21 protein-coding genes are annotated in these 22,778 nt (G+C 57.0%); 14 read left to right on the forward strand and 7 right to left on the reverse strand.

The genetic code is table 11. The features are described from left to right. Positions 1 to 5: 5 nt before the first annotated feature. Positions 6 to 1,400, forward strand: a complete 1,395-nt coding sequence (locus ENTMO_RS0117110; protein ID WP_010433582.1) for a glycoside hydrolase family 1 protein — start codon at positions 6 to 8, stop codon at positions 1,398 to 1,400. A 39-nt stretch (positions 1,401 to 1,439) separates the two neighbouring features. On the opposite strand, the gene yohP is transcribed toward ENTMO_RS0117110, so the two are convergent. After that, on the reverse strand, positions 1,440 to 1,523 hold the full coding sequence (gene yohP, locus ENTMO_RS27035; RefSeq protein ID WP_015572324.1) for a small membrane protein YohP: 84 nt from the start codon (positions 1,521 to 1,523) through the stop codon (positions 1,440 to 1,442). A 204-nt stretch (positions 1,524 to 1,727) separates the two neighbouring features. On the opposite strand from yohP, the gene mdtQ reads away from it, so the two are divergent. Beyond that, a complete protein-coding gene (gene mdtQ / locus ENTMO_RS0117120; protein ID WP_029485152.1) occupies positions 1,728 to 3,146 on the forward strand; it encodes a multidrug resistance outer membrane protein MdtQ in 1,419 nt (472 codons plus the stop codon). Between the two features lie 50 nt (positions 3,147 to 3,196). Further along, positions 3,197 to 3,961 carry an SDR family oxidoreductase gene (locus ENTMO_RS0117125; RefSeq protein WP_010433585.1) on the forward strand — a complete coding sequence of 255 codons (765 nt, stop codon included), beginning with the start codon at positions 3,197 to 3,199 and terminating at the stop codon, positions 3,959 to 3,961. Between the two features lie 55 nt (positions 3,962 to 4,016). Here ENTMO_RS0117125 and ENTMO_RS0117130 read toward each other — a convergent pair whose 3' ends face one another. Then, positions 4,017 to 4,589: a DedA family protein gene (locus ENTMO_RS0117130; protein WP_010433587.1), complete on the reverse strand. Its 573-nt coding sequence runs from the start codon at positions 4,587 to 4,589 to the stop codon at positions 4,017 to 4,019. A gap of 157 nt (positions 4,590 to 4,746) precedes the next feature. On the opposite strand from ENTMO_RS0117130, the gene ENTMO_RS0117135 reads away from it, so the two are divergent. Both ENTMO_RS0117135 and pbpG read left to right on the forward strand, forming a co-directional pair. Next, positions 4,747 to 5,334, forward strand: a complete 588-nt coding sequence (locus tag ENTMO_RS0117135; RefSeq protein ID WP_010433589.1) for a Yip1 family protein — start codon at positions 4,747 to 4,749, stop codon at positions 5,332 to 5,334. 167 nt (positions 5,335 to 5,501) lie between these two features. Beyond that, positions 5,502 to 6,425, forward strand: coding sequence for a D-alanyl-D-alanine endopeptidase (gene pbpG, locus ENTMO_RS0117140; protein ID WP_010433590.1), 924 nt, complete (start codon positions 5,502 to 5,504; stop codon positions 6,423 to 6,425). A gap of 95 nt (positions 6,426 to 6,520) precedes the next feature. Here pbpG and ENTMO_RS0117145 read toward each other — a convergent pair whose 3' ends face one another. Then, positions 6,521 to 7,075, reverse strand: a complete 555-nt coding sequence (locus ENTMO_RS0117145; RefSeq protein WP_010433592.1) for a GNAT family N-acetyltransferase — start codon at positions 7,073 to 7,075, stop codon at positions 6,521 to 6,523. 112 nt (positions 7,076 to 7,187) lie between these two features. Continuing rightward, positions 7,188 to 8,936 (reverse strand): D-lactate dehydrogenase, encoded by a 1,749-nt coding sequence (gene dld / locus ENTMO_RS0117150; protein WP_010433595.1) that lies wholly within the window; start codon positions 8,934 to 8,936, stop codon positions 7,188 to 7,190. Between the two features lie 189 nt (positions 8,937 to 9,125). Here dld and bglX point away from each other — a divergent pair, with 189 nt between their 5' ends. From bglX to ENTMO_RS0117175, 5 genes are all read left to right on the forward strand, one after another. Further along, positions 9,126 to 11,423, forward strand: coding sequence for a beta-glucosidase BglX (gene bglX / locus ENTMO_RS0117155; protein ID WP_010433598.1), 2,298 nt, complete (start codon positions 9,126 to 9,128; stop codon positions 11,421 to 11,423). A gap of 146 nt (positions 11,424 to 11,569) precedes the next feature. Next, complete coding sequence (gene osmF / locus ENTMO_RS0117160; protein WP_010433600.1) at positions 11,570 to 12,487, forward strand: glycine betaine ABC transporter substrate-binding protein OsmF; 918 nt, start codon at positions 11,570 to 11,572, stop codon at positions 12,485 to 12,487. A gap of 12 nt (positions 12,488 to 12,499) precedes the next feature. Further along, a complete protein-coding gene (locus tag ENTMO_RS0117165) occupies positions 12,500 to 13,657 on the forward strand; it encodes an ABC transporter permease (RefSeq protein ID WP_010433603.1) in 1,158 nt (385 codons plus the stop codon). Beyond that, positions 13,650 to 14,600 (forward strand): ABC transporter ATP-binding protein, encoded by a 951-nt coding sequence (locus ENTMO_RS0117170; protein ID WP_010433606.1) that lies wholly within the window; start codon positions 13,650 to 13,652, stop codon positions 14,598 to 14,600. The genes ENTMO_RS0117165 and ENTMO_RS0117170 overlap by 8 nt, the downstream gene beginning before the upstream one ends. After that, on the forward strand, positions 14,584 to 15,321 hold the full coding sequence (locus ENTMO_RS0117175) for an ABC transporter permease (protein ID WP_010433609.1): 738 nt from the start codon (positions 14,584 to 14,586) through the stop codon (positions 15,319 to 15,321). The genes ENTMO_RS0117170 and ENTMO_RS0117175 overlap by 17 nt, the downstream gene beginning before the upstream one ends. Here ENTMO_RS0117175 and ENTMO_RS25410 read toward each other — a convergent pair. Together ENTMO_RS25410 and mlrA are read right to left on the reverse strand one after the other, a co-directional pair. Then, complete coding sequence (locus ENTMO_RS25410; RefSeq protein ID WP_010433613.1) at positions 15,296 to 15,409, reverse strand: protein YohO; 114 nt, start codon at positions 15,407 to 15,409, stop codon at positions 15,296 to 15,298. The genes ENTMO_RS0117175 and ENTMO_RS25410 overlap by 26 nt on opposite strands. 69 nt (positions 15,410 to 15,478) lie before the next feature. Next, positions 15,479 to 16,219 carry an HTH-type transcriptional regulator MlrA gene (gene mlrA / locus ENTMO_RS0117185; protein ID WP_010433616.1) on the reverse strand — a complete coding sequence of 247 codons (741 nt, stop codon included), beginning with the start codon at positions 16,217 to 16,219 and terminating at the stop codon, positions 15,479 to 15,481. A gap of 217 nt (positions 16,220 to 16,436) precedes the next feature. Between mlrA and ENTMO_RS0117190 the strand changes: the two genes are divergently transcribed. Genes ENTMO_RS0117190 through ENTMO_RS0117200 form a run of 3 tightly spaced genes read left to right on the forward strand, consistent with a single transcriptional unit; the run spans position 16,437 to position 19,353 of the window. Further along, a complete protein-coding gene (locus ENTMO_RS0117190) occupies positions 16,437 to 18,122 on the forward strand; it encodes a sensor histidine kinase (RefSeq protein WP_010433619.1) in 1,686 nt (561 codons plus the stop codon). Beyond that, positions 18,116 to 18,835 carry a two-component system response regulator BtsR gene (gene btsR, locus ENTMO_RS0117195; RefSeq protein ID WP_010433622.1) on the forward strand — a complete coding sequence of 240 codons (720 nt, stop codon included), beginning with the start codon at positions 18,116 to 18,118 and terminating at the stop codon, positions 18,833 to 18,835. Before ENTMO_RS0117190 ends, btsR begins: the two co-directional genes overlap by 7 nt. Positions 18,836 to 18,882: 47 nt before the next feature. Beyond that, on the forward strand, positions 18,883 to 19,353 hold the full coding sequence (locus ENTMO_RS0117200) for a YehS family protein (protein WP_010433625.1): 471 nt from the start codon (positions 18,883 to 18,885) through the stop codon (positions 19,351 to 19,353). A gap of 106 nt (positions 19,354 to 19,459) precedes the next feature. On the opposite strand, the gene metG is transcribed toward ENTMO_RS0117200, so the two are convergent. Beyond that, positions 19,460 to 21,493, reverse strand: a complete 2,034-nt coding sequence (metG, locus tag ENTMO_RS0117205; RefSeq protein WP_010433629.1) for a methionine--tRNA ligase — start codon at positions 21,491 to 21,493, stop codon at positions 19,460 to 19,462. 136 nt (positions 21,494 to 21,629) lie between these two features. Between metG and apbC the strand changes: the two genes are divergently transcribed. After that, entirely contained in the window at positions 21,630 to 22,739 is a 1,110-nt protein-coding gene (gene apbC, locus ENTMO_RS0117210; protein WP_010433631.1) for an iron-sulfur cluster carrier protein ApbC, read from the forward strand. Positions 22,740 to 22,778 lie beyond the last annotated feature (39 nt).

Consider the following 22,778-nt stretch of genomic DNA (forward strand, 5'->3'; position numbering starts at 1 on the left):
ACGTGATGAAAACTTTCCCGGATGATTTTTTATGGGGCGGCGCGGTTGCCGCGAACCAGGTAGAAGGCGCCTGGCTGGAGGATGGCAAAGGGCTGTCCACCTCAGACGTCCAGCCGCAGGGGGTGTTTGGCCCGGTGGTGGAGCGCGTGGCGGGTGACAGCGGCATTAAGGATGTCGCCATCGACTTCTATCACCGCTACCCGGAAGACATCAAACTCTTTGCCGAAATGGGCTTTAGCTGCTTGCGCGTCTCCATTGCCTGGACGCGTATCTTCCCGAATGGCGACGAGCAGACGCCAAACGAAGCGGGTCTGGCGTTTTACGACCGGCTGTTTGACGAGCTGGCTGCGCACGACATCACTCCGCTGGTCACGCTATCGCACTATGAGATGCCGTGGGGGCTGGTGAAGCAGTACGGCGGCTGGGGCAGCCGTCAGACGATTACCTTCTTTGAGCGCTACGCCCGCACCGTGTTTGCGCGCTACAGGGAGAAGGTGAAGCTGTGGCTGACATTCAACGAAATCAATATGTCCCTGCATGCGCCGATGACCGGCGTGGGCCTGCCCGAAACCAGCAGCAAAGGGGAAGTGTATCAGGCGATCCACCATCAGCTGGTGGCCAGCGCGCTGGCGGTGAAAGCCTGCCACGAGATTATCCCGGATGCAAAAATTGGCAACATGCTGCTGGGCGGCCTGATGTACCCGCTGACCTGCAGGCCGGAAGACGTGCTGGAAGCGCTGCAGGAGAACCGCGCCTGGCAGTTCTTTGGCGACGTGCAGTGCCGCGGGGCGTACCCAGGCTATATGCTGCGCTTCTTCCGCGACAGCGGCATCCAGATTGATATCACCGACGCCGACCGTGATGCGCTGAAATCCACCGTCGATTTTATCTCGTTCAGCTATTACATGACTGGCTGCGTGACAACCGATGAAGAGTTGAACAAGCAGGCGCGGGGCAACATCCTGAGCATGGTGCCAAACCCGCATCTGGCAAGCTCCGAGTGGGGCTGGCAGATTGATCCGGTGGGCCTGCGCACGCTGCTGAATGTGCTCTGGGATCGTTATCAGAAGCCCTTGTTTATTGTAGAAAACGGCCTTGGCGCGAAGGACAAACCGGACGCCGACGGCGTGGTGCAGGACGACTACCGCATCAGCTACCTTAATGACCACCTGGTGCAGGTGCGTGAGGCCATTGACGACGGTGTCGAGGTGATGGGTTACACCAGTTGGGGGCCGATCGATCTGGTGAGCGCGTCCAAAGCGGAACTGTCCAAGCGCTACGGCTTTATTTACGTAGACCGCGACGACAGCGGTAAAGGCACCCTGGCCCGCAGCCGCAAAAAGAGTTTTTACTGGTATAAAGAGGTGATTGCCACAAAAGGGGCATCGCTGAAAGCCTGAAAGGAATAACGTCGCCCGGCGCAGTGCCGGGCAAATAGATCAGAAAATCATTTTGAATACGCCGGTAACCACTAACAGCCCTATCAAAAATATAATTAAAATAACCCACAGTAATATTTTCATTCCCTTCTCCTGCCCGTGTATGACACTGAATAAGTGTAGCAGTCAATTCATAATTGGTATCAATATGTTGAATTTATTCATTGTGATTGGGAATAAATTGCCGAATATGAAAATGTATGACAATTTGCGGATTGCCACGCGTTACTAAAAAACAGAATGGCATCAAGCGTAATTTGCGCCTTTAATTTTTTGAGTTATGGCGTCATGAAACCTTCTCTTATTTTATCTCTGAGTGCCCCTCTTGTCTTAATGCTGGCTGCCTGCGCGCCGGAACATGCCAGCGTGTCGCCAATTAAAGCGCAAGCCACTGCGGCGTCGGTGAATACACAGCTAAGTCGAACCAACTGGCCGAAAAACGAATGGTGGAAAGACTATAACGATCCGCAGCTAAATTCGCTGATCGCGAAGGCGCTAAATGATGCGCCGGATATGCAAATTGCCCGACAGCGTATTACGCTCGCGGAAGCGCAGGCGAAAGCCACCATGGCGGCAGATGGCCCACAGATTGATTTTTCAGCCGATGCGGAACGGCAAAAAATGTCTGCAGAAGGGTTGATGGGGCCTTTCGCCATTACCGATCCGGCCGCGGGTACGACCGGGCCGTGGTACACCAACGGAACATTTGGCCTGACAGCGGGCTGGGATCTCGATTTGTGGGGCAAAAACCGCGCGCAGGTTGAAGCCCGCATCGGCAAGGTCAACGCCCAGAAAGCCGAGATGGAGCAGACGCGTCAGCTGTTGGCCAGCAGCGTCGCGCGGCTGTACTGGGAGTGGCAGACCCAGGCCGCGGTGGGGGAGGTTCTCGCAGAGATTAAACACGAGCAGGAAAATATCATCGGTGCCGACCGCGAGCTTTATCAGCACGGGATCACCTCCTCCGTAGAAGGTGTTGAAACCGATATCAATGCCAGCAAAACCGAAGAGCAGCTTGCCGGGGTAAAAGGCAAAATGAAAGCCGTTGAGGCACGTCTTCAGGCCCTGACCAATACCTCCTCGATGAAGCTGACTCGCCATGCTTTACCGACAGCGGAAGCGGCGTTGCCCGCCACGCTGGGATACGAACTGCTGGCTCGCCGCCCTGATCTGCAGGAGGCGCACTGGTACATTGAAGCTTCCCTGAGCGAAGTGGATGCCGCCAAAGCCGCCTTCTATCCCGACGTGAACCTGATGGCATTCCTGCAGCAGGATGCCCTGCATCTGAGCGATCTGTTCCGTTCCTCCGCTCAGCAAATGGGCGTCACCGCGGGGCTGACGCTGCCGATCTTCGACAGCGGCAGGCTGAATGCGAATCTGGATATCGCCCAGGCGCAGAACAACCTGTCGGTGGCGAACTACAACAAAGCGGTGGTCGATGCCGTTAACCAGGTGGCGCGCACGGCCAGTGAAGTTGAAACCCTGACCGCCAAAAACCAGCAACAGCAGCAGGTCGAGAAAGATGCTGCGCGCGTGGTGGCACTGGCACAGGCGCGCTTTAGCGCCGGGATTATTGCCGGTTCCCGCGTCAGCGAGGCTAAAATTCCGGCACTCAAGGAACATATCGCTACGCTAACCCTGAAAGGGCAGTACGTGGATGCCACGCTACAGCTGACGTCCGCGCTGGGTGGTGGCTATCATCACAGCTAAAAAGGGTGATTATCTATACTTACCTCTTTGCACATTTTCAGGAGGTGAATATGACCCGAGTAGCAATTGTGACGGCATCGGATTCCGGTATCGGTAAAACCACCGCGCTGATGCTGGCAGAGCGCGGCTTTGATGTCGGTGTCACATGGCATTCCGATGAAAGCGGCGCGCGGGAAACCTGTCGCGAGGTTGAGGCGAGGGGGCAACGTGCAGAGGCTATCCAGCTTGATCTGAGCACGTTGCCGGACGGTGCAAAGGCCATTGATACGCTGATTGCGCGTTTCGGTCGGCTTGATGTTCTGGTCAACAATGCCGGGGCGATGACCAAAGCGCCATTCCTTGAGATGCCGTTTGACGACTGGCGGAACATTTTCACCGTTGACGTGGACGGCGCGTTTCTCTGTTCGCAAATTGCCGCGCGGCAGATGGTGAAGCAGGGGGAAGGGGGGCGAATTGTGAACATCACCTCGGTGCATGAGCACACGCCGCTGCCTGACGCCAGCGCCTATACCGCGGCAAAACATGCGCTGGGTGGCTTAACCAAATCCATGGCGCTGGAGCTGGTTAAGCACCAGATTCTGGTGAACGCCGTTGCACCCGGGGCGATTGCCACGCCGATGAACGACATGGATGATAGCGAAGTGAAAGAAGGCTCAATGCCGGAAATCCCGCTGGCAAGGCCGGGACATACCAAAGAGATCGCCAGCCTGGTGGCGTGGCTGTGTGACAGCGATGCCAGTTACACGACGGGGCAATCCTTTATCGTTGACGGCGGATTTATGCTGGCGAATCCGCAGTTTAAGCCGGAGGGGTAGTTTTCCCCCTCACCCTAACCCTCTCCCAAGGGGAGAGGGCACAGACCGCACTAAGCTAATCCTCATCCCGCCTCTTCTCCCTGTGCCGCATCCACAGCCTGACCCCAATCACCGCCACAACCACCAGAATCAGCCACGCCCAGTGTTTAATATGCTGATCGAGATTATGCAGCCACGGTCCGATCACCTCTCCGCCCACGTAACCGAGCGTGGTGAAGATCAGCGCCCAGGCAATCGCGCCTACAATATTGAGCGGCAGAAATATTTTGGGCGGCAGACGGCTGACACCGATCAGAATCGGCCCGATAATGCGAAAGCCGTACATAAAGCGGGTGCCAATGACGAACAGATAGGGATGACGCTGAATGAGGCGCTGAGCGCGGCGGATTTTCTTTTGATGCTTTGCGAAACGCTTAAGCAGCGTCGGCCCGAAGCGCAGCCCCAAAAAGTAGAGCAGCTGATCGCCAATCATCCCGCCCAGCGCGACCGCGGCGACGACCAGCGGGAATTTCAGCAATCCCTGATGCGCCGCAACGCCGCCTAACAGCGTGATGGTTTCGCCTTCTGCCACGCTACCGATGACCAGCGCGGCATATCCATATTGTTCAATGAGTCCGTTGATATCCATTACGTCTGAGTTATCTCCCTGTTCGAGCCTGCTTTAATCATATACCCCCAGAATCAACCGTGCGGCAATCAACGGAATTTTCCCGCTGTACATAAAATAATCTAAAGCCTGCATTATACTTAGAGTATCGCTGACGGGCCGACAACAAGGGGGCGCTATGAACCATGTCTGGGGACTCTTCTCCCATCCCGATCGTGAAATGCACGTGATCAGAAGCGAGAACGAAACGGTCGCGCATCATTACACGCACCATGTGCTGCTGATGGCAGCGGTGCCGGTAATCTGTGCGTTTATAGGCACAACACAAATCGGCTGGAACTTTGGTGATGGCACCGTGGTTCAGCTCTCCTGGTTTACCGGGCTGTATCTTGCCGTCATCTTTTACGGCCTGATGCTGGCGGGTGTGGCGGTGATGGGGCGCGTTATTCACTGGATGGCGCGAAACTACCCGCAGCGTCCGTCGCTGGCCCACTGTATGGTCTTTGCCGGATATGTCGCGACCCCGCTGTTCTTAAGCGGTATTGTTGCGCTCTATCCACTGGTCTGGCTGTGCGCGCTGATCGGTACTGTTGCCCTCTTTTACACCGGTTATCTGTTGTATGTAGGGGTGCCAACCTTCCTGAATATCAATAAAGAAGAGGGCCTGAGCTTCTCCAGCTCTACGCTTGCCATCGGGGTTCTGGTCCTGGAGGCGTTACTGGCTCTGACGGTTATTCTGTGGGGTTATGGATACCGTCTCTTTTAAGCTCACTGCATTGCTGGCGTAAATGCCAGCAATGCAGCATCTGTTCACGATTCTCCGCTGGCGACAACGCACGGTGACCGCTATGATGCCGATGCCAGCCTGCGTTTATCCGTTGACGCAGGCGGTGTACGTCATTACGTGCGTGAATAATTATCAGAAGTCTCACCATGCTGAAATTCCGAGTTTCATTACTGAGCCTGGCGCTGCTGCTGGGTGCGTCCGCTGCCGCGCCAGCCATCGCCAAAACGCCTGCGGTGACCTCCGCGGCGGCACAACCGCAAATTGCCTCCGGCAGCGCGATGATCGTCGATCTCAACACCAACAAAGTGATCTATGCCAGCCACCCGGATCTGGTGCGTCCGATCGCCTCCATTACCAAATTAATGACCGCGATGGTGGTGCTTGATGCACGACTGCCGCTGGATGAAAAACTGAAGGTCGATATCAGCCACACGCCGGAAATGAAAGGCGTCTACTCCCGTGTGCGTCTGAACAGTGAAATCAGCCGTAAGGATATGCTGCTGCTGGCGCTGATGTCCTCCGAAAACCGCGCGGCAGCCAGCCTGGCGCACCATTATCCGGGCGGCTATGATGCGTTTATTCGCGCGATGAATGCCAAAGCCAAATCGCTGGGGATGACCAACACCCGCTATGTGGAGCCGACCGGGCTGTCGATTCATAACGTCTCAACGGCGCGTGATCTGACGAAGATGCTGATTGCCAGCAAGCAGTACCCGCTGCTTGGCCAGCTCAGCACCACGCGTGAGGACATGGCGACGTTCTCTAACCCGTCCTACACGCTGCCATTCCGCAACACTAACCATCTGGTGTATCGCGAGAACTGGAATATCCAGTTAACCAAAACCGGGTTTACCAATGCGGCAGGCCACTGCCTGGTGATGCGCACCGTGTTTAACGGCAAGCCGGTTGCGCTGGTGGTGATGGATGCCTTCGGCAAATATACCCACTTCGCGGATGCCAGCCGCCTGCGGACGTGGATTGAGACCGGGAAAGTGCAGCCGGTTCCGGCCGCGGCGCTGACGTATAAAAAGCAGAAAGCGGAACAGATGGCGACGGCGCAGAACGATTAGATAAAAGCAAAACGGCAACCTGGTTGCCGTTTTTAGTGTTTGCACCCTCTCCCTGTGGGAGAGGGCCGGGGTGAGGGCACCAGACCGCACTGGGCCTATTCCGGCAGCGTCCAGTCACCGTCGTTGAGCGGGCGCTGCATTATCAACGTATCCCGCCAGTCGCCTTTCTTATACCCAACGCTTCGCAATTGACCCACCACATCAAAACCGTGCTTTTTATGTAAGCGCAGCGAGCCAGAGTTATTATTCCCGTCACCCACAACGGCAATCATCTGCCGCCACGGGCCCTGCTCGCAGCGTGCGATCAGCGCGCTCAGCAACGTCGAGCCAAATCCACGGCCCGTGGTGCTGGCATCCACATAGATTGATTCTTCCAGCGTATAGCGATAAGCCTGTCGCGGACGATACGGAGTGGCATAGCAATAGCCGACGACGATACCGCGGTACAGCGCGACCAGCCACGGCAAACCGCTGTCGATGACGTTTTTCATACGCTTACGCATTTCGTCTACGGTGGGGGGAACTTCTTCGAAGGATGCGCGACCATGGAGTACATGCCATGCATAGATGGCCGCGATGGCATGCGCATCATCTGGCAGGGCATCACGCACCTCCAGTTCGGTTTCGGATAAAATATCTACAGCCGACATGATGTGCCCTCTCCTTATCGTAGAATGCCGGAGAAACGTCTCTCCGGCGACAGATCGCTACTCTAGTACGATTAAGGAGCGCTTAACAATCTCTCAAATATGGCTGTATGAATTAATCAGATGCTTGCGTTATGGGCTGCTCCGCTTCTGTCTCTTCTTTCCAGTATTTCTTCCGCGTTGTCTTACCAATGCCGGGATTCATACTATTTGTAGGGTCATTCTCGCGATAAAACTGCTTAAGTGCGTCAGGCGCTTTATAAAGATGCCCGACGTTGTGTTCTGCAGGATATTGCGCGCCACGTTCATGTAACAGGGCGAGCATCTGCTCTTTAAGCGCGTGCGCGTCAACGCCTTTTTTAACGATGTAATCCTGATGGAAGACGTAGCACATAAAGTGGCCGTAATAGAGCTTGTGCACCAGCTTGCTGTCGATCTCCGGCGGCAGGTGCTCAAACCATTCGGTATCGTTGCGTCGCAGGGCGATATCCAGGGCCAGAATATCTTCCACCTCTTCGGAATGCACCGCCTGATAACGGATGGCTGCGCCTGCGGCGGCGAAACGATGCAGGAAGGCTTTGCTGCCTTCTTCCGGCGTGCAGGCAAAGAAATCACCCTCAGCCGTCTTGAAGAACTCTGTCAGCCAGTTTTGTGCTTCAGCAATCCCGTCTCCGGCCATCTTCAGCAGCAGGTGGTGCTCATACTTATCGCGCCAGGTTTTCATTCGCTCCGGTAAGTGCGCCGGAAAAACGTTGCCCAGCTTCTGCATAAAGCGGTCGGTGAAGTGCGGTTTGAACAGCGACACTTTATCAAGCATCGCGTCGGTGCGGCCCTTCATGGTGAAGAAGAACGGCATTTTGTCGGTGCCGAGCTTGTCGATCATCAGGAAGGTGTCTTTCCCGTAGCGCTCGGCGATGTCGTATATATCCCGGTGCATATATTCGCCCGCGACCGGCAGGTGGGTAAATTCGCCCAGAATATGACGACGGATTTCGGTCAACACCTCGGGCTGATTGGTGCCGATGTAAAACACCTGCTGCTTTTTCTCTGCCGGGAAGGTATCAAGACGCACGGCAAAAACAGCGAGCTTGCCTGCGCAGCCGGAGGATTCAAACAGGCGGTCTGGGTCAGCGTTATAGCGCGCCGGGGTATCGGCGTCGATATCCCGCACGCGGGTGACGTAATCATGATCGTGCGCGTGGCGACCATCGTGCTGAACGTCTTCGTCCTTCACGCGGTCATCGTCAAGCTTGCTCAGGATCTGCTCCGGCGCCACGCCGAGATCGATACCCAGATGGTTCACCAGCGTCAGCTTGCCGTTTTCGTCGATGCGGGCATACAGCGACATCTCGGTATACGCCGGGCCGCGCTGCACCAGCGAGCCGCCGGAGTTATTGCAGATCCCGCCGATCACCGACGCGCCAATACAGGAGGAGCCGATCACCGAGTGTGGCTCGCGTCCCAGCGGCTTAAGCGCTTTTTCCAGCGTGTAAAGCGTGGTGCCGGGGAAGGCCAGCACCTGTTCGCCTTTGTCCAGCAGGTGAAGTTTGTCGAGGCGCAGGGTGCTGATAATCACGATGTCACGATCATAATCATTGCCGTTCGGCGTGGAGCCTTCGGTCAGGCCGGTATTGGCGGCCTGCATTAAAATAATCTTGTCGGCGGCGACGCAGGCGCTCAGCACGCGCCACAGCTCAAGCAGCGTGCCGGGGAAGACCACGGCCAGCGCGTCACCCTGGCCGGAACGGAAACCCTTGCGGTAGCGGGCGGTTTTAGCCGGGTCAGTAAGCAGGTGAGAGTGACCAACCAGGCGCGACAGTTCGTTAATAAAAGTATTGTTATCGTCAGTTCGAACAGAAGACATCTTCCACTCCTTGTGGTGGGGCAAATTTCTCGCTGTAAAGCATAGCGCGATTAACTGTTAAGCGGTCGAGTATTCACGAGAAAAATCAGAGAATAACCCTGCAAGGTTCAAAGGGTTTGTGGCACACTGCGCTTTTCGCACGGTATGGCCGAGATCGTCCGGCGGTTATTGATGAGAGAGTATAACGACATGAAATGGCTATGTTCTGTAGGTGTCGCCGTCAGCCTGGCGCTGCAACCTGCGCTCGCAGAAGATTTGTTTGGTAATCACCCGCTCACGCCTGAAGCCCGCGACGCGTTTGTCACGGAATTGCTCAAAAAGATGACGGTTGATGAGAAAATCGGTCAGCTGCGTCTTATCAGCGTCGGCCCGGATAACCCGAAAGAGGCCATCCGTGAGATGATTAAAGAGAGCCAGGTGGGGGCGATTTTTAACACCGTCACCCGTCAGGATATCCGTAAAATGCAGGACCAGGTGATGGAACTCAGCCGCCTGAAGATCCCTCTCTTCTTTGCCTATGACGTGCTGCACGGCCAGCGTACCGTCTTCCCGATTAGCCTCGGGTTAGCCTCCTCCTTTAACCTCGACGCGGTGAAAACCGTCGGGCGCGTGTCGGCGTATGAAGCGGCGGACGATGGCCTGAACATGACCTGGGCGCCGATGGTCGATGTCTCCCGCGATCCGCGCTGGGGCCGCGCGTCGGAAGGCTTTGGTGAAGATACGTATTTAACGGCCACAATGGGTAAAACCATGGTGGAAGCGATGCAGGGCAAAAGCCCGGCCGACCGCTACTCGGTGATGACCAGCGTGAAGCATTTTGCGGCCTACGGCGCGGTTGAAGGCGGTAAAGAGTACAACACCGTCGACATGAGCCCGCAGCGCCTGTTCAACGACTACATGCCGCCGTACAAGGCAGGGTTGGATGCGGGGAGCGGCGCGGTGATGGTGGCGCTGAACTCGCTGAACGGCACGCCAGCGACGTCCGATTCCTGGCTGCTGAAAGACGTGCTGCGCGACCAGTGGGGCTTTAAGGGCATTACCGTCTCTGACCACGGCGCGATTAAAGAGCTGATTAAACACGGCACGGCGTCCGATCCGGAAGATGCGGTGCGCGTGGCGCTCAAGTCCGGCATCAACATGAGCATGAGCGACGAGTACTACAGCAAATACCTGCCGGGGCTGGTGAAGAGCGGCAAGGTGACGATGGCGGAGCTGGACGATGCCGCGCGCCACGTGCTGAACGTGAAATATGACATGGGGCTGTTTAACGATCCGTACAGCCATCTGGGACCGAAGGACTCTGACCCGGCTGACACCAATGCCGAAAGCCGTCTGCACCGCAAAGAGGCGCGTGACGTCGCGCGTGAAAGCCTGGTGCTGCTGAAAAACCGCCTCGACACGCTACCGCTGAAAAAATCCGGCACCATCGCCGTGGTGGGCCCGCTGGCCGACAGCAAGCGCGACGTGATGGGTAGCTGGTCTGCGGCTGGCGTGGCGGATCAGTCCGTCACCGTGCTGACCGGCATTAAAAATGCCGTCGGTGAAAACGCGAAAGTGGTGTACGCCAAAGGCGCAAACGTCACCGACGATAAAGACATCGTTACCTTCCTCAATCAGTACGAGGAAGCGGTGAAGGTGGATCCGCGTACGCCAAAAGAGATGATCGACGAAGCGGTTAACACAGCCAAACAGTCTGACGTCGTTGTCGCGGTCGTGGGTGAAGCGCAGGGGATGGCGCATGAAGCCTCCAGCCGTACCGATATCCCCATTCCGCAGAGCCAGCGCGATCTGATCGCCGCCCTGAAGGCCACCGGCAAACCGCTGGTGCTGGTGCTGATGAACGGCCGTCCGCTGGCGCTGGTGAAAGAAGACCAGCAGGCTGATGCTATTCTGGAAACCTGGTTCGCCGGTACTGAAGGCGGTAACGCTATTGCTGACGTGCTGTTTGGCGATTACAACCCGTCGGGCAAGCTGCCGATGTCCTTCCCGCGCTCCGTCGGGCAGATCCCGGTGTACTACAGCCACCTGAACACCGGTCGTCCGTATAACGCCGACAAGCCGAACAAGTACACCTCGCGCTACTTCGACGAAGCCAACGGCCCGCTGTATCCGTTTGGTTACGGTCTGAGCTACACCACCTTTAAGGTCTCTGACGTGAAAATGTCGGCGCCTACCATGAAGCGTGACGGCAAGGTCACCGCCAGCGTGGACGTGACCAACACCGGCAAGCGCGAAGGCGCGACGGTGATCCAGATGTACGTTCAGGATGTTACCGCGTCCATGAGCCGTCCGGTGAAGCAGCTGCGCGGTTTCGACAAGGTGTCACTCAAGCCTGGCGAAACCAAAACCGTAAGCTTCCCGATTGACGTCGATGCGCTGAAGTTCTGGAACCAGCAGATGAAATACGTTGTGGAACCCGGCAAGTTTAACGTATTCATCGGCGTGGATTCCGCCCGGGTGAATAAAGGCGAGTTCGAACTGCAGTAATCGTCCCTTCCTTCGCATCCCCCGCCTCACGGGGGATGCGTCTTACCTTATGCTAAAAAGGCATTTTGACGGTTAAACACGCCGTTTTAAGCTACGCTTTTCTCTCAAGCCTCTGAAAAAGGCGATAAAAAAATGAGGACAGCGGAATGACGATTAAAAAGGGGATGTTAGGCTCTGCGGTGTTACTGGCCGCGCTTAGCCTGCCGCTTCAGGCGGCTGAGCCTGTCAAAGTGGGATCAAAGATTGATACCGAAGGGGCGCTGCTCGGCAATATTATTTTGCAGGTGCTTGAGAGCCACGGGGTCAAAACGGTCAACAAAGTTCAGCTCGGTACAACGCCCGTCGTGCGCGGTGCTATTACCTCCGGCGAGCTGGATATCTACCCGGAATACACCGGAAACGGCGCATTCTTCTTCAAAGATGAGAACGATCCGGCATGGAAAAACGCCAGCGCCGGGTATGAAAAAGTCAAAAAACTGGATGCAGACCAGAACAAACTGGTCTGGTTGACCCCTGCGCCTGCGAACAATACCTGGACCATTGCGGTGCGCAAGGACGTGGCGGAGAAGGGCAAGCTGACCTCGCTCGCGGATCTCAGCCGCTATCTGAAAGAGAAGGGCGATTTCAAACTCGCTGCGTCGGCTGAATTTATCGAACGTCCTGACGCGCTGCCTGCGTTCGAAAAAGCCTACGACTTCAAGCTTGACCAGGCCCAGCTGCTCTCTCTGGCCGGCGGTGATACGGCAGTGACCATCAAAGCCGCCGCGCAGCAAACCTCCGGCGTGAATGCCGCGATGGCCTACGGCACCGACGGCCCGGTTGCGGCCCTTGGACTGCAAACCCTGACCGACCCGAAAGGCGTCCAGCCGATTTACGCCCCGACCCCGGTAGTGCGCGAAGCGGTGCTGAAAGCCTACCCGGATATTGCAGAATGGCTCAAACCGGTCTTTGAAAAACTGGATGAAAAAACGCTGCAGCAGCTGAACGCCAGCATTGCCGTTGAGCGACTGGATGCCAAAAAAGTGGCGGCCGACTTCCTGAAACAACAAGGGCTTGTGAAGTAACAGGATAAAGCTGTGCCAATACAATGTCATAACCGCGTGCTGCTGCTGTTGGCCTGTGTGGCCATCGCGGCGGTCGCGTTACCTTTTGTGAACGTTGCGCCTAACCGGCTGATGTCGGGTGAAGGGCGCGCACTCTGGCAGATCTGGTCGTTTTCGCCCGCGCTGCTGTCGGTGGCGCTGGGCGCGGTCGTCGTCCTGTCGCTCTGGTCAGGACGTGCCGCGCACTGGCTGACGCTGCTCCTCTGTGAAGCCCTTTTTTTGGGGCTGTTCTGGAGCGCAGGGCAGTCGGCGACGCTCATGATGTCTGCGGAAAGCCCGCTGGCGCGTACGTCCATCGGCAGCGGTTTGTGGCTGTGGATGGCGCTCTGCCTGCTGGCCTGTAGCGATGCCATTCGCCGCCTGACGCCAGTACCCGTCTGGCGTTGGCTGCTGAACGCGCAAATCTGGCTCATCCCTCTGGTCCTCCTGTTTAGCGGTGAGCTGAATAATCTCTCGTTGTTAAAAGAGTACGCCAATCGCCAGGAGGTGTTTGATGACGCGCTCTCGCAACATCTGACGATCCTCTTTGGCACGCTTTTCCCGGCGCTGCTTCTTGGCGTCCCGCTGGGCATCTGGTGCTATCGCCATCCGGCGCGACAGGGGAGCGTGTTCACCGTTCTCAACGTCATTCAGACGGTCCCCTCCGTGGCCCTGTTTGGATTGCTCATTGCTCCGCTGGCCGGTCTGGCGAGGTCATTTCCCGCGTTGGGGGAGATCGGCATTGCCGGTACCGGACTCACGCCCGCGCTGATCGCGCTGGTGCTCTATGCGCTGCTGCCGCTGGTGCGCGGTGTGGTGGCGGGCTTAAGCCAGGTTGCGCCGGATGTGCTGGAAAGTGCCCATGCGATGGGGATGAGCGCGCGGCAGTGTTTCTGGAAAATACAGTTACCCCTTGCACTTCCGCTGTTAATTCGCAGCCTGCGGGTGGTGACGGTGCAAACCGTGGGGATGGCGGTGATTGCAGCGCTCATTGGCGCGGGCGGTTTTGGTGCGCTGGTATTCCAGGGGCTGCTCAGCAGCGCGCTGGACCTGGTCTTATTGGGCGTGGTGCCCACTATCGCGCTGGCGGTTGTTTTGGATGCGTTATTTGCCCTGTGGCTCGCGCTGCTCGGGAGAAGAGCCAATGATTGAATTTCATGATGTCAGTAAAACCTTTGCCGGTCGTCCGGCGGCAAGCCACCTGAATCTGCATTTTGCCGAGGGGGCATTTTCGGTATTGATCGGCACATCGGGGTCGGGAAAATCCACCACCCTGAAGATGATCAACCGGCTGGTTGAGCACGACAGCGGGATGATTCGCTTTGCCGGGGAAGAGATCCGCAGCCTGCCGGTGCTGGAGTTGCGCCGTCGTATGGGCTATGCCATTCAGTCTATCGGGTTGTTCCCCCACTGGACCGTGGCGCAGAACATCGCCACCGTGCTGCAGCTGGAAAAATGGACGCGGGCGAAAACCCATGCGCGGGTGGATGAGCTGATGGCCCTGCTGGGATTAGAGCCGACACTGCGTGACCGCTACCCGCATCAGCTTTCCGGCGGACAGCAGCAGCGTGTTGGGGTCGCACGCGCGCTGGCGGCCAATCCGCAGGTGTTGCTGATGGATGAACCTTTTGGCGCGCTGGATCCGGTCACACGCGGTGCGCTGCAGGCGGAGATGACCCGCATCCACCGCATTCTGGGGCGCACCATTATCCTTGTGACGCACGACATTGATGAGGCGCTGCGCCTGGCTGACCATCTGGTGCTGATGGACCACGGTGAGGTGGTACAGCAGGGCACGCCGCTTGCGCTGTTGAGCCAGCCGAAGAACGACTTTGTGCGCGAATTTTTTGGCCGCAGCGAGTTGGGCGTCAGGCCGCTCTCTTTGCGCACCGTTGGCGATTATATGCGCCGACAGGATGCGCCGCTAAGCGGAGAACCGTTACAGGAGCAGATGAGCCTGAGGGATGCGCTGTCTGCTTTCGTCGCCCGCCAATGTGAGATCCTGCCGGTGACCAACAGCCAGGGAACAACCTGTGGTGCATTGCATTTTCGCGATCTGCTGGCCGGGGAGGTGACGCGTGAAGGTCATGCGTGATCCGCTGCTCTGGCTGGCGCTGCTCTTCGTCGGTCTGCTCTTTCTGATGCCGCACAGCGCGGCGCTGTTCAGTTCGCTCTTTCCTGGCCTGCCGCGACCGGTCTATCAGCAGGAGAGTTTTATTAACCTTGCGCTGGCGCACGCCTGGCTGGTGACGATCTCAAGCGTCATTGCCATCGTCCTCGGCGTGGGGGCAGGGATCGCGGTGACAAGGCCATCGGGACGCGAGTTTCGTCCGCTGGTGGAGACGATTGCGGCGATCGGTCAGACGTTTCCGCCGGTGGCGGTACTGGCGATTGCGGTACCGGTTATTGGCTTTGGGCAGCAGCCGGCAATTATTGCGCTGATTTTATACGGGGTATTGCCGATACTTCAGGGAACCCTGGCCGGTATTGCGGCGGTGCCCGCATCGGTGCTGAGCGTAGCAGAAGGGATGGGCATGAGCGCCTGGCAGCGGTTGCGCAAGGTTGAACTCCCGCTCGCGGCACCGGTCATTATCGCCGGGATCCGCACGTCGGTGATTATCAACATCGGTACGGCGACTATCGCCTCGACGGTGGGGGCAAACACGCTGGGAACACCGATTATTATCGGTTTAAGCGGATTTAATACGGCCTACATTATTCAGGGTGCGCTACTGGTTGCGCTGGCGGCGATTGTGGTCGATCGCCTTTTCGAGCGCCTGGCGCTGTATCTCAGCCGACACCGCCACGGACGATAAACGAGTAACCCGCCAGCATCACGCCGCCGATACCGCTTACGGCCATCAGGACAAAAAGGGTAATTACCGCCAGTTTAGTTGCCTTCATCATGTGCTCCTGTTGTTAACGGAACAATTATACGGTGAAGCGCAGCTGTTAATGAACCATTAAATGCCGTTATGGCTCATCCGGGCCCAGGGAATAAACCGGGTAACCATTCTCGCGCCATTCCGTCAGCAGCTGTTGCTGCGAGGCGGAGGGCACTTCGCCACACCAGACCAGCAGGGTCTGACCGTCAAAAAACTCGGGCCGCAGCTGGGCCAGCGAGTGCGCGAGCACATCCACGCGCCAGCCTTTTTGGGTGGCAATCCAGGCTTCCAGCCACAGACGCGTGGTGTCGTGCACGTTCCAGCCAACCACCAGCGCATCTTTTCCGGCCTTGTTCTTCGCCGAGGCAAGGCAGACGGCAATATAGTTGATCAGTACGCCGTCGAGCATGCTGAGCAGCGCCTGCAGGGTAGACTGTTGGCACTGAAGGCGTCGACGGAGCGGAATGAAAAGATGGGTGATCAGCGTTTGCGCGGGATAATCACGCCCTTGATCTTTTATCCACGCGCGCAGGCGCTGCAGGTTACCTGCCTGCAGGAGCCGCAGCAGTGCTTCCTGTTGCTCACGCCAGAGATGCTGGGTGTCCGGATCGTCATGGCTAAGCAAGGATTTCACTTTGCCGACCTGCACACCGTTGTCGATCCAGCTTTTTATCTCGCGGATCCGGTCGATATCGGCCTCGTTGAACAGACGATGCCCACCGTCCGTTCTCTGCGGTTTAAGTAATCCATACCGTCGCTGCCACGCCCGTAGGGTAACGGGATTGATATCACAAAGGAGTGCCACTTCACCTATTGTGTAAAGCGCCATATTCGCCCCCTGGCTTACGCGTCCCCAGCTTAACTGTAGACCCACTTTGCCGAACCAGGAAGGATTGATCGTTTTTTGAACAAATAATGCGAAGCATGCGCGATGTTCGGCAAAAGCTGTGATGACCGACACGATTTGCAGCTTTTTTGGCGCGCTTCAAAGAAAGTTTACCTGCATCAGTGTATGTTACGCGTTTTTAGAATGTGCGGTTTTTTGTATGTACGAGTTTAATCTGGTGCTGTTGTTGCTTCAGCAGATGTGTGTGTTTCTTGTCATCGCCTGGTTGATGAGTAAAACGCGCCTGTTCATTCCGCTGATGCAGGTCACCGTCCGTCTGCCGCACAAGCTGCTTTGCTATGTGACCTTCTCCATTTTCTGCATTATGGGGACCTACTTTGGTCTCCATATCGAAGATTCCATTGCCAATACGCGCGCCATCGGTGCGGTGATGGGCGGCCTGCTTGGCGGTCCCGTTGTCGGTGGCCTTGTTGGGCTTACCGGCGGTCTGCACCGCTATTCCATGGGCGGCATGACGGCGCTGAGCTGTATGATCTCCACGATCGTCGAAGGGCTACTGGGTGGCCTTGTCCACAGCTACATGATCAAACGCGGCCGTCCGGATAAGGTATTTAGCCCGCTTACCGCCGGTGCGATTACCTTCGTGGCAGAGATGGCGCAGATGGCGATTATCCTGCTGATTGCCCGTCCGTTTGACGATGCGCTGCACCTGGTGAGCAATATTGCAGCTCCGATGATGGTGACCAATACCGTGGGCGCGGCGCTGTTTATGCGTATTCTGCTCGACAAGCGCGCCATGTTTGAGAAATACACCTCGGCGTTTTCCGCGACGGCCCTGAAAGTTGCAGCCTCAACGGAGGGGATCCTGCGTCAGGGATTTAACGAAGAAAACAGCATGAAGGTGGCGCAGGTGCTCTACAAGGAGCTGGATATCGGTGCCGTCGCCATTACCGACCGCGAAAAGCTGCTGGCGTTTACCGGTACCGGAGACGACCACCATCTGCCGGGCAAACCGATCTCATCAACCTATACCCTGCGCGCCATTGAAACCGGTGAAGTGGTGTATGCCGACGGGAATGAGATCCCCTACCGCTGCTCGCTTCATCCGCAGTGCAAGCTTGGCTCGACGCTGGTGATCCCGCTTCGCGGTGAAAATCAGCGGGTGATGGGGACGATTAAGCTCTACGAAGCGAAAAACCGTCTGTTCAGCTCGATCAACCGCACGCTGGGGGAGGGGATTGCCCAGCTGCTTTCCGCGCAAATTCTGGCGGGGCAGTATGAACGGCAGAAAGCGCTGCTGACGCAGTCAGAGATCAAACCCCTGCACGCCCAGGTCAATCCGCATTTCCTGTTTAACGCGCTTAATACGCTGAAGGCGGTGATCCGCCGCGACAGCGATCAGGCCGCGCAGCTGGTGCAGTTTTTGTCGACCTTTTTCCGCAAGAACCTAAAACGGCCTTCCGAAATCGTGACCCTGGCCGACGAGATTGAACATGTTAACGCGTACCTGCAGATTGAACAGGCACGCTTCCAGTCTCGCCTGCAGGTGTCGCTCTCCGTCCCGGACGCGCTGGCGTACCAGCATCTTCCGGCCTTTACCCTGCAGCCTATCGTAGAAAATGCCATCAAGCACGGTACATCGCAGCTGCTTGGCATCGGGGAGATCACCATTTCTGCTACCCAGTTTAACCACCATCTGGTGCTGGATATTGAGGATAACGCCGGACTCTACGTCCCTTCCGCATCGGGTGGGTTAGGGATGAGCCTGGTGGATAAACGCCTGCGTGCGCACTTCGGTGACGACTGTGGCATTACCGTCGCCTGTGAGCCCGACCGATTTACCCGTATCACCTTACGACTGCCGCTGGAGGAAAACGCATGCTGAGAGTGCTGATTGTGGATGACGAGCCGCTGGCACGGGAAAACCTGCGCGTGCTATTGCAGGAGCAGAGTGATATCGAGGTGGTCGGTGAGTGCGCAAATGCCATTGAGGCCATCGGTGCGGTACACAAACTGCGTCCGGACGTGTTGTTCCTCGACATTCAGATGCCGCGCATCAGCGGGCTGGAGATGGTCGGGATGCTTGATCCTGAGCACCGCCCCTATATCGTCTTTCTGACAGCGTTTGATGAATATGCCGTGAAGGCATTTGAAGAACATGCCTTTGATTATCTGCTGAAACCGATTGAAGAGAAGCGGCTGGATAAAACGCTCACCCGTTTACGCCAGGAGCGCACCGTGCAGGATATGACGCTGCTGCCGGAAAACCAGCAGCCGCTGAAGTTTATCCCCTGCACCGGGCACAGCCGCATTTATCTCCTGCAGATGGATGACGTGGCCTTTGTCAGCAGCCGTCTGAGCGGGGTATATGTCACCAGCGCGGAGGGAAATGAAGGCTTTACCGAGCTGACGCTTCGCACCCTGGAGAGCCGCACGCCGCTGATCCGCTGCCATCGTCAGTATCTGGTGAACATGGCGCACCTGAAGGAAATCCGCCTGGAAGATAACGGTCAGGCCGAACTGGTGCTGCGTGCCGGGCATACGGTGCCCGTCAGCCGTCGCTACCTGAAGAGTTTGAAAGAGGCGATTGGTCTGTAAAACTGGTACACTGCGCGCCATTGCATCATCGACAGTTAAAGGCACTCATGATTAGTAATGACATTCTTCGTAGCCTGCGCTACACCCTGAAAGCAAACAATAATGACATGGTGCGCATTCTTGCGTTGTCCGACATGGAAGCCACGTCTGCGGGTTTCGATACCTGGATGACCAAAGAAGACGAAGAGGGCTTTGTTCGCTGCCCCGACATCATTCTGTCGGGTTTCCTGAACGGCCTGATTTACGATAAGCGTGGCAAAGATCCGGCCGCGCCCGAGCTGGCGCTGGAGCGTCGCGTGAACAACAACACGGTGCTGAAAAAGCTGCGCATCGCGTTCTCGCTGAAAACGGACGATATTGTCGCGATCATGACCGAGCAAAAATACCGCGTGTCGGTGCCGGAAGTGACCGCCATGATGCGCGCGCCGGACCATAAAAACTACCGCGAGTGCGGCGACCAGTTTTTGCGTAATTTCCTGCGCGGGCTGACCCACCGGGTGCATCACCCGAAGGCATAAAGGCGGTAGGGAGCGGCCTGATGCCCTCACCCCGACCCTCTCCCACGGGGAGAGGGAGGAAATAAAATGCCATAAAAAAAGCCGGAGATTATCTCCGGCTTTTTTGTTATTTCACCTGCTGGCCCGGCTTCGCGCCTTCGTCAGGGCTTAACAGGAAAATGTCTTTCCCGCCAGGGCCTGCAGCCATCACCATCCCTTCGGAGATGCCGAAGCGCATTTTGCGCGGTGCCAGGTTCGCCACCATCACGGTCTGACGACCGATCAGCACCTGCGGATCCGGATACGCTGAACGGATGCCGGAAAAGACGTTGCGCTTCTCGCCGCCCAGATCCAGCGTCAGGCGCAGCAGCTTGTCAGAGCCTTCCACGAATTCCGCGTTTTCAATCAGCGCCACGCGCAGGTCGACTTTGGCGAAATCGTCAAAGGTAATGGTGTCCTGAATCGGGTCGTCTGCCAGCGGGCCGGTAACCGGTGCCGCAGCCGCCTTCACTTCTTCTTTTGATGCTTCCACCAGGGCTTCAACCTGCTTCATCTCGATGCGGTTGTACAGCGCTTTAAAGGTGTTCACCTTGTGGCCGAGCAGCGGCTGCGCCATTGCATCCCAGGTCAGTTCGGTGTTCAGGAACGCTTCAGCACGGGCTGCCAGCTGAGGAAGAACCGGCTTCAGGTAGGTCATCAGCACGCGGAACAGGTTGATACCCATAGAGCAGATGGCCTGAAGGTCAGCATCGCGGCCTTCCTGTTTCGCGACAACCCACGGGGCCTGCTCGTCGACATAGCGGTTCGCCAGGTCAGCCAGGGCCATGATTTCACGCACCGCTTTACCGAACTCGCGCGCTTCCCAGGCTTCGCCAATGGTCGCCGCTGCGTCAGTGAAGGTTTGGTACAGGGCAGGGTCAGCCAGTTCAGCCGCCATCACGCCGTCAAAACGCTTGGCGATAAAGCCCGCGTTACGGGACGCCAGGTTTACCACCTTGTTGACGATGTCCGCGTTCACGCGCTGTACGAAATCTTCCAGGTTCAGGTCGATATCGTCGATACGGGAAGAGAGCTTCGCGGTGTAGTAGTAGCGCAGGCTGTCCGCGTCGAAGTGGTTCAGCCAGGTACTGGCCTTGATGAACGTACCGCGAGATTTGGACATCTTCGCACCGTTCACCGTCACGTAGCCGTGAACGAACAGGTTGGTTGGCTTGCGGAAGTTGCTGCCTTCCAGCATCGCTGGCCAGAACAGGCTGTGGAAATAAACGATGTCTTTACCGATGAAGTGGTACAGCTCGGCCGTGGAGTCTTTCTTCCAGTATTCATCGAAGCTGACGGTGTCGCCGCGCTTGTCGCACAGGTTCTTGAAGGAGCCCATGTAGCCGATTGGCGCATCCAGCCAGACGTAGAAGTATTTGCCTGGCGCGTTCGGGATTTCGAAGCCGAAGTACGGCGCATCGCGGGAGATATCCCACTGCTGCAGGCCGGATTCGAACCACTCCTGCATCTTGTTCGCTACCTGCTCCTGCAGCGCGCCGCTGCGGGTCCATGCCTGCAGCATTTCGCTGAAGGACGGCAGGTCGAAGAAGAAGTGCTCGGAGTCACGCATCACAGGCGTTGCACCGGATACCACGGATTTCGGCTCGATAAGCTCGGTCGGGCTGTAGGTCGCGCCGCACACTTCGCAGTTATCGCCGTACTGGTCCGGGGATTTACATTTCGGCCAGGTGCCTTTGACGAAGCGGTCCGGCAGGAACATGCCTTTTTCCGGATCGTACAGCTGAGAGATAGTGCGGTTTTTGATAAAACCGTTCTCTTTCAGACGGGTGTAGATCAGCTCCGACAGCTCGCGGTTTTCGTCGCTGTGCGTGGAGTGATAGCTGTCATAGCTGATGTCAAAGCCAGCAAAATCAGTTTGATGCTCCTGACTCATTTCGGCAATCATCTGCTCCGGGGAAATCCCCAGCTGCTGCGCTTTCAGCATGATCGGTGTGCCGTGAGCATCGTCCGCACAGATGAAGTTAACCTCGTGGCCGCGCATTCGCTGGTAACGGACCCAGACATCAGCCTGGATATGCTCCAGCATGTGGCCGAGGTGGATTGAGCCGTTGGCGTACGGCAGTGCGCACGTTACCAGAATTTTTTTCGCGACTTGAGTCATAGTAGGCATTACTTCTTTTAACTGTGAAAAGGGTTTTTGATATTACCAAAAGGGGCATTATTAAGTAAGCACAAACCACGGCCTTTCAGGTAAACTTGTCATCTAAGGTCTTATTCACAAGAACAAAGGAGTCGGGATGAGTTCTCAATCCCAGGCCAAATCACCGGAAGCCTTACGAGCAATGGTCGCCGGGACGCTGGCTAACTTTCAGCATCCAACCCTGAAGCACAATCTTACGACGCTGAAAGCGTTACACCACGTTGCCTGGCTGGACGATACGCTGCACATTGAACTGCAGATGCCGTTCGTCTGGACCAGCGCCTTCGACACGCTGAAAGAGCAAACCAGCTCGGAGCTGCTGCGCATCACCGGTGCGAAGGCGATTGACTGGAAGCTGAGCCACAGTATCGCCACGCTGAAGCGCGTGAAAAACCAACCTGGCGTGAACGGCGTAAAAAACATTATTGCCGTCAGCTCGGGCAAGGGTGGGGTGGGTAAATCCTCCACGGCTGTAAACCTGGCGCTCGCGCTGGCAGCGGAAGGGGCAAAAGTCGGTATTCTGGATGCGGACATTTATGGCCCGTCCATTCCAAACATGCTGGGCGCGGAAAACCAGCGTCCAACCTCGCCGGACGGCACTCACATGGCGCCAATCATGGCGCACGGTCTGGCAACCAACTCGATTGGTTATCTGGTCACCGACGATAACGCGATGGTCTGGCGCGGCCCGATGGCCAGCAAGGCGCTGATGCAGATGCTGCAGGAAACCATGTGGCCGGATCTGGATTATCTGGTGCTGGACATGCCACCGGGCACGGGCGACATTCAGCTGACCCTGGCGCAGAACATTCCGGTAACGGGAGCGGTCGTCGTGACCACGCCGCAGGATATCGCGCTGATCGACGCCAAAAAGGGCATCGTGATGTTCGAGAAGGTGGAAGTACCGGTGCTGGGTATCGTTGAGAACATGAGCATGCATATCTGCAGCAACTGCGGACACCATGAGCCTATTTTCGGTACCGGTGGTGCGGAGAAGCTGGCGGCGCAGTATCACACTCAGCTGCTGGGGCAGATGCCGCTGCACATCACGCTGCGTGAAGATCTGGACAGCGGTAAACCAACCGTGGTGAGCCGTCCGGACAGCGAATTTGCGGATATGTATCGTCAGCTGGCGGGGCGCGTTGCGGCGCAGCTTTACTGGCAGGGCGAAGTCATTCCGAGCGAAATCGCGTTCCGCGCGGTGTAATTCCTCTGCGCTTCAGTGCCGGGTGGCGGCTTCGCCTTA

The organism is Enterobacter mori LMG 25706, from assembly GCF_000211415.1.
GTDB lineage: Bacteria > Pseudomonadota > Gammaproteobacteria > Enterobacterales > Enterobacteriaceae > Enterobacter > Enterobacter mori.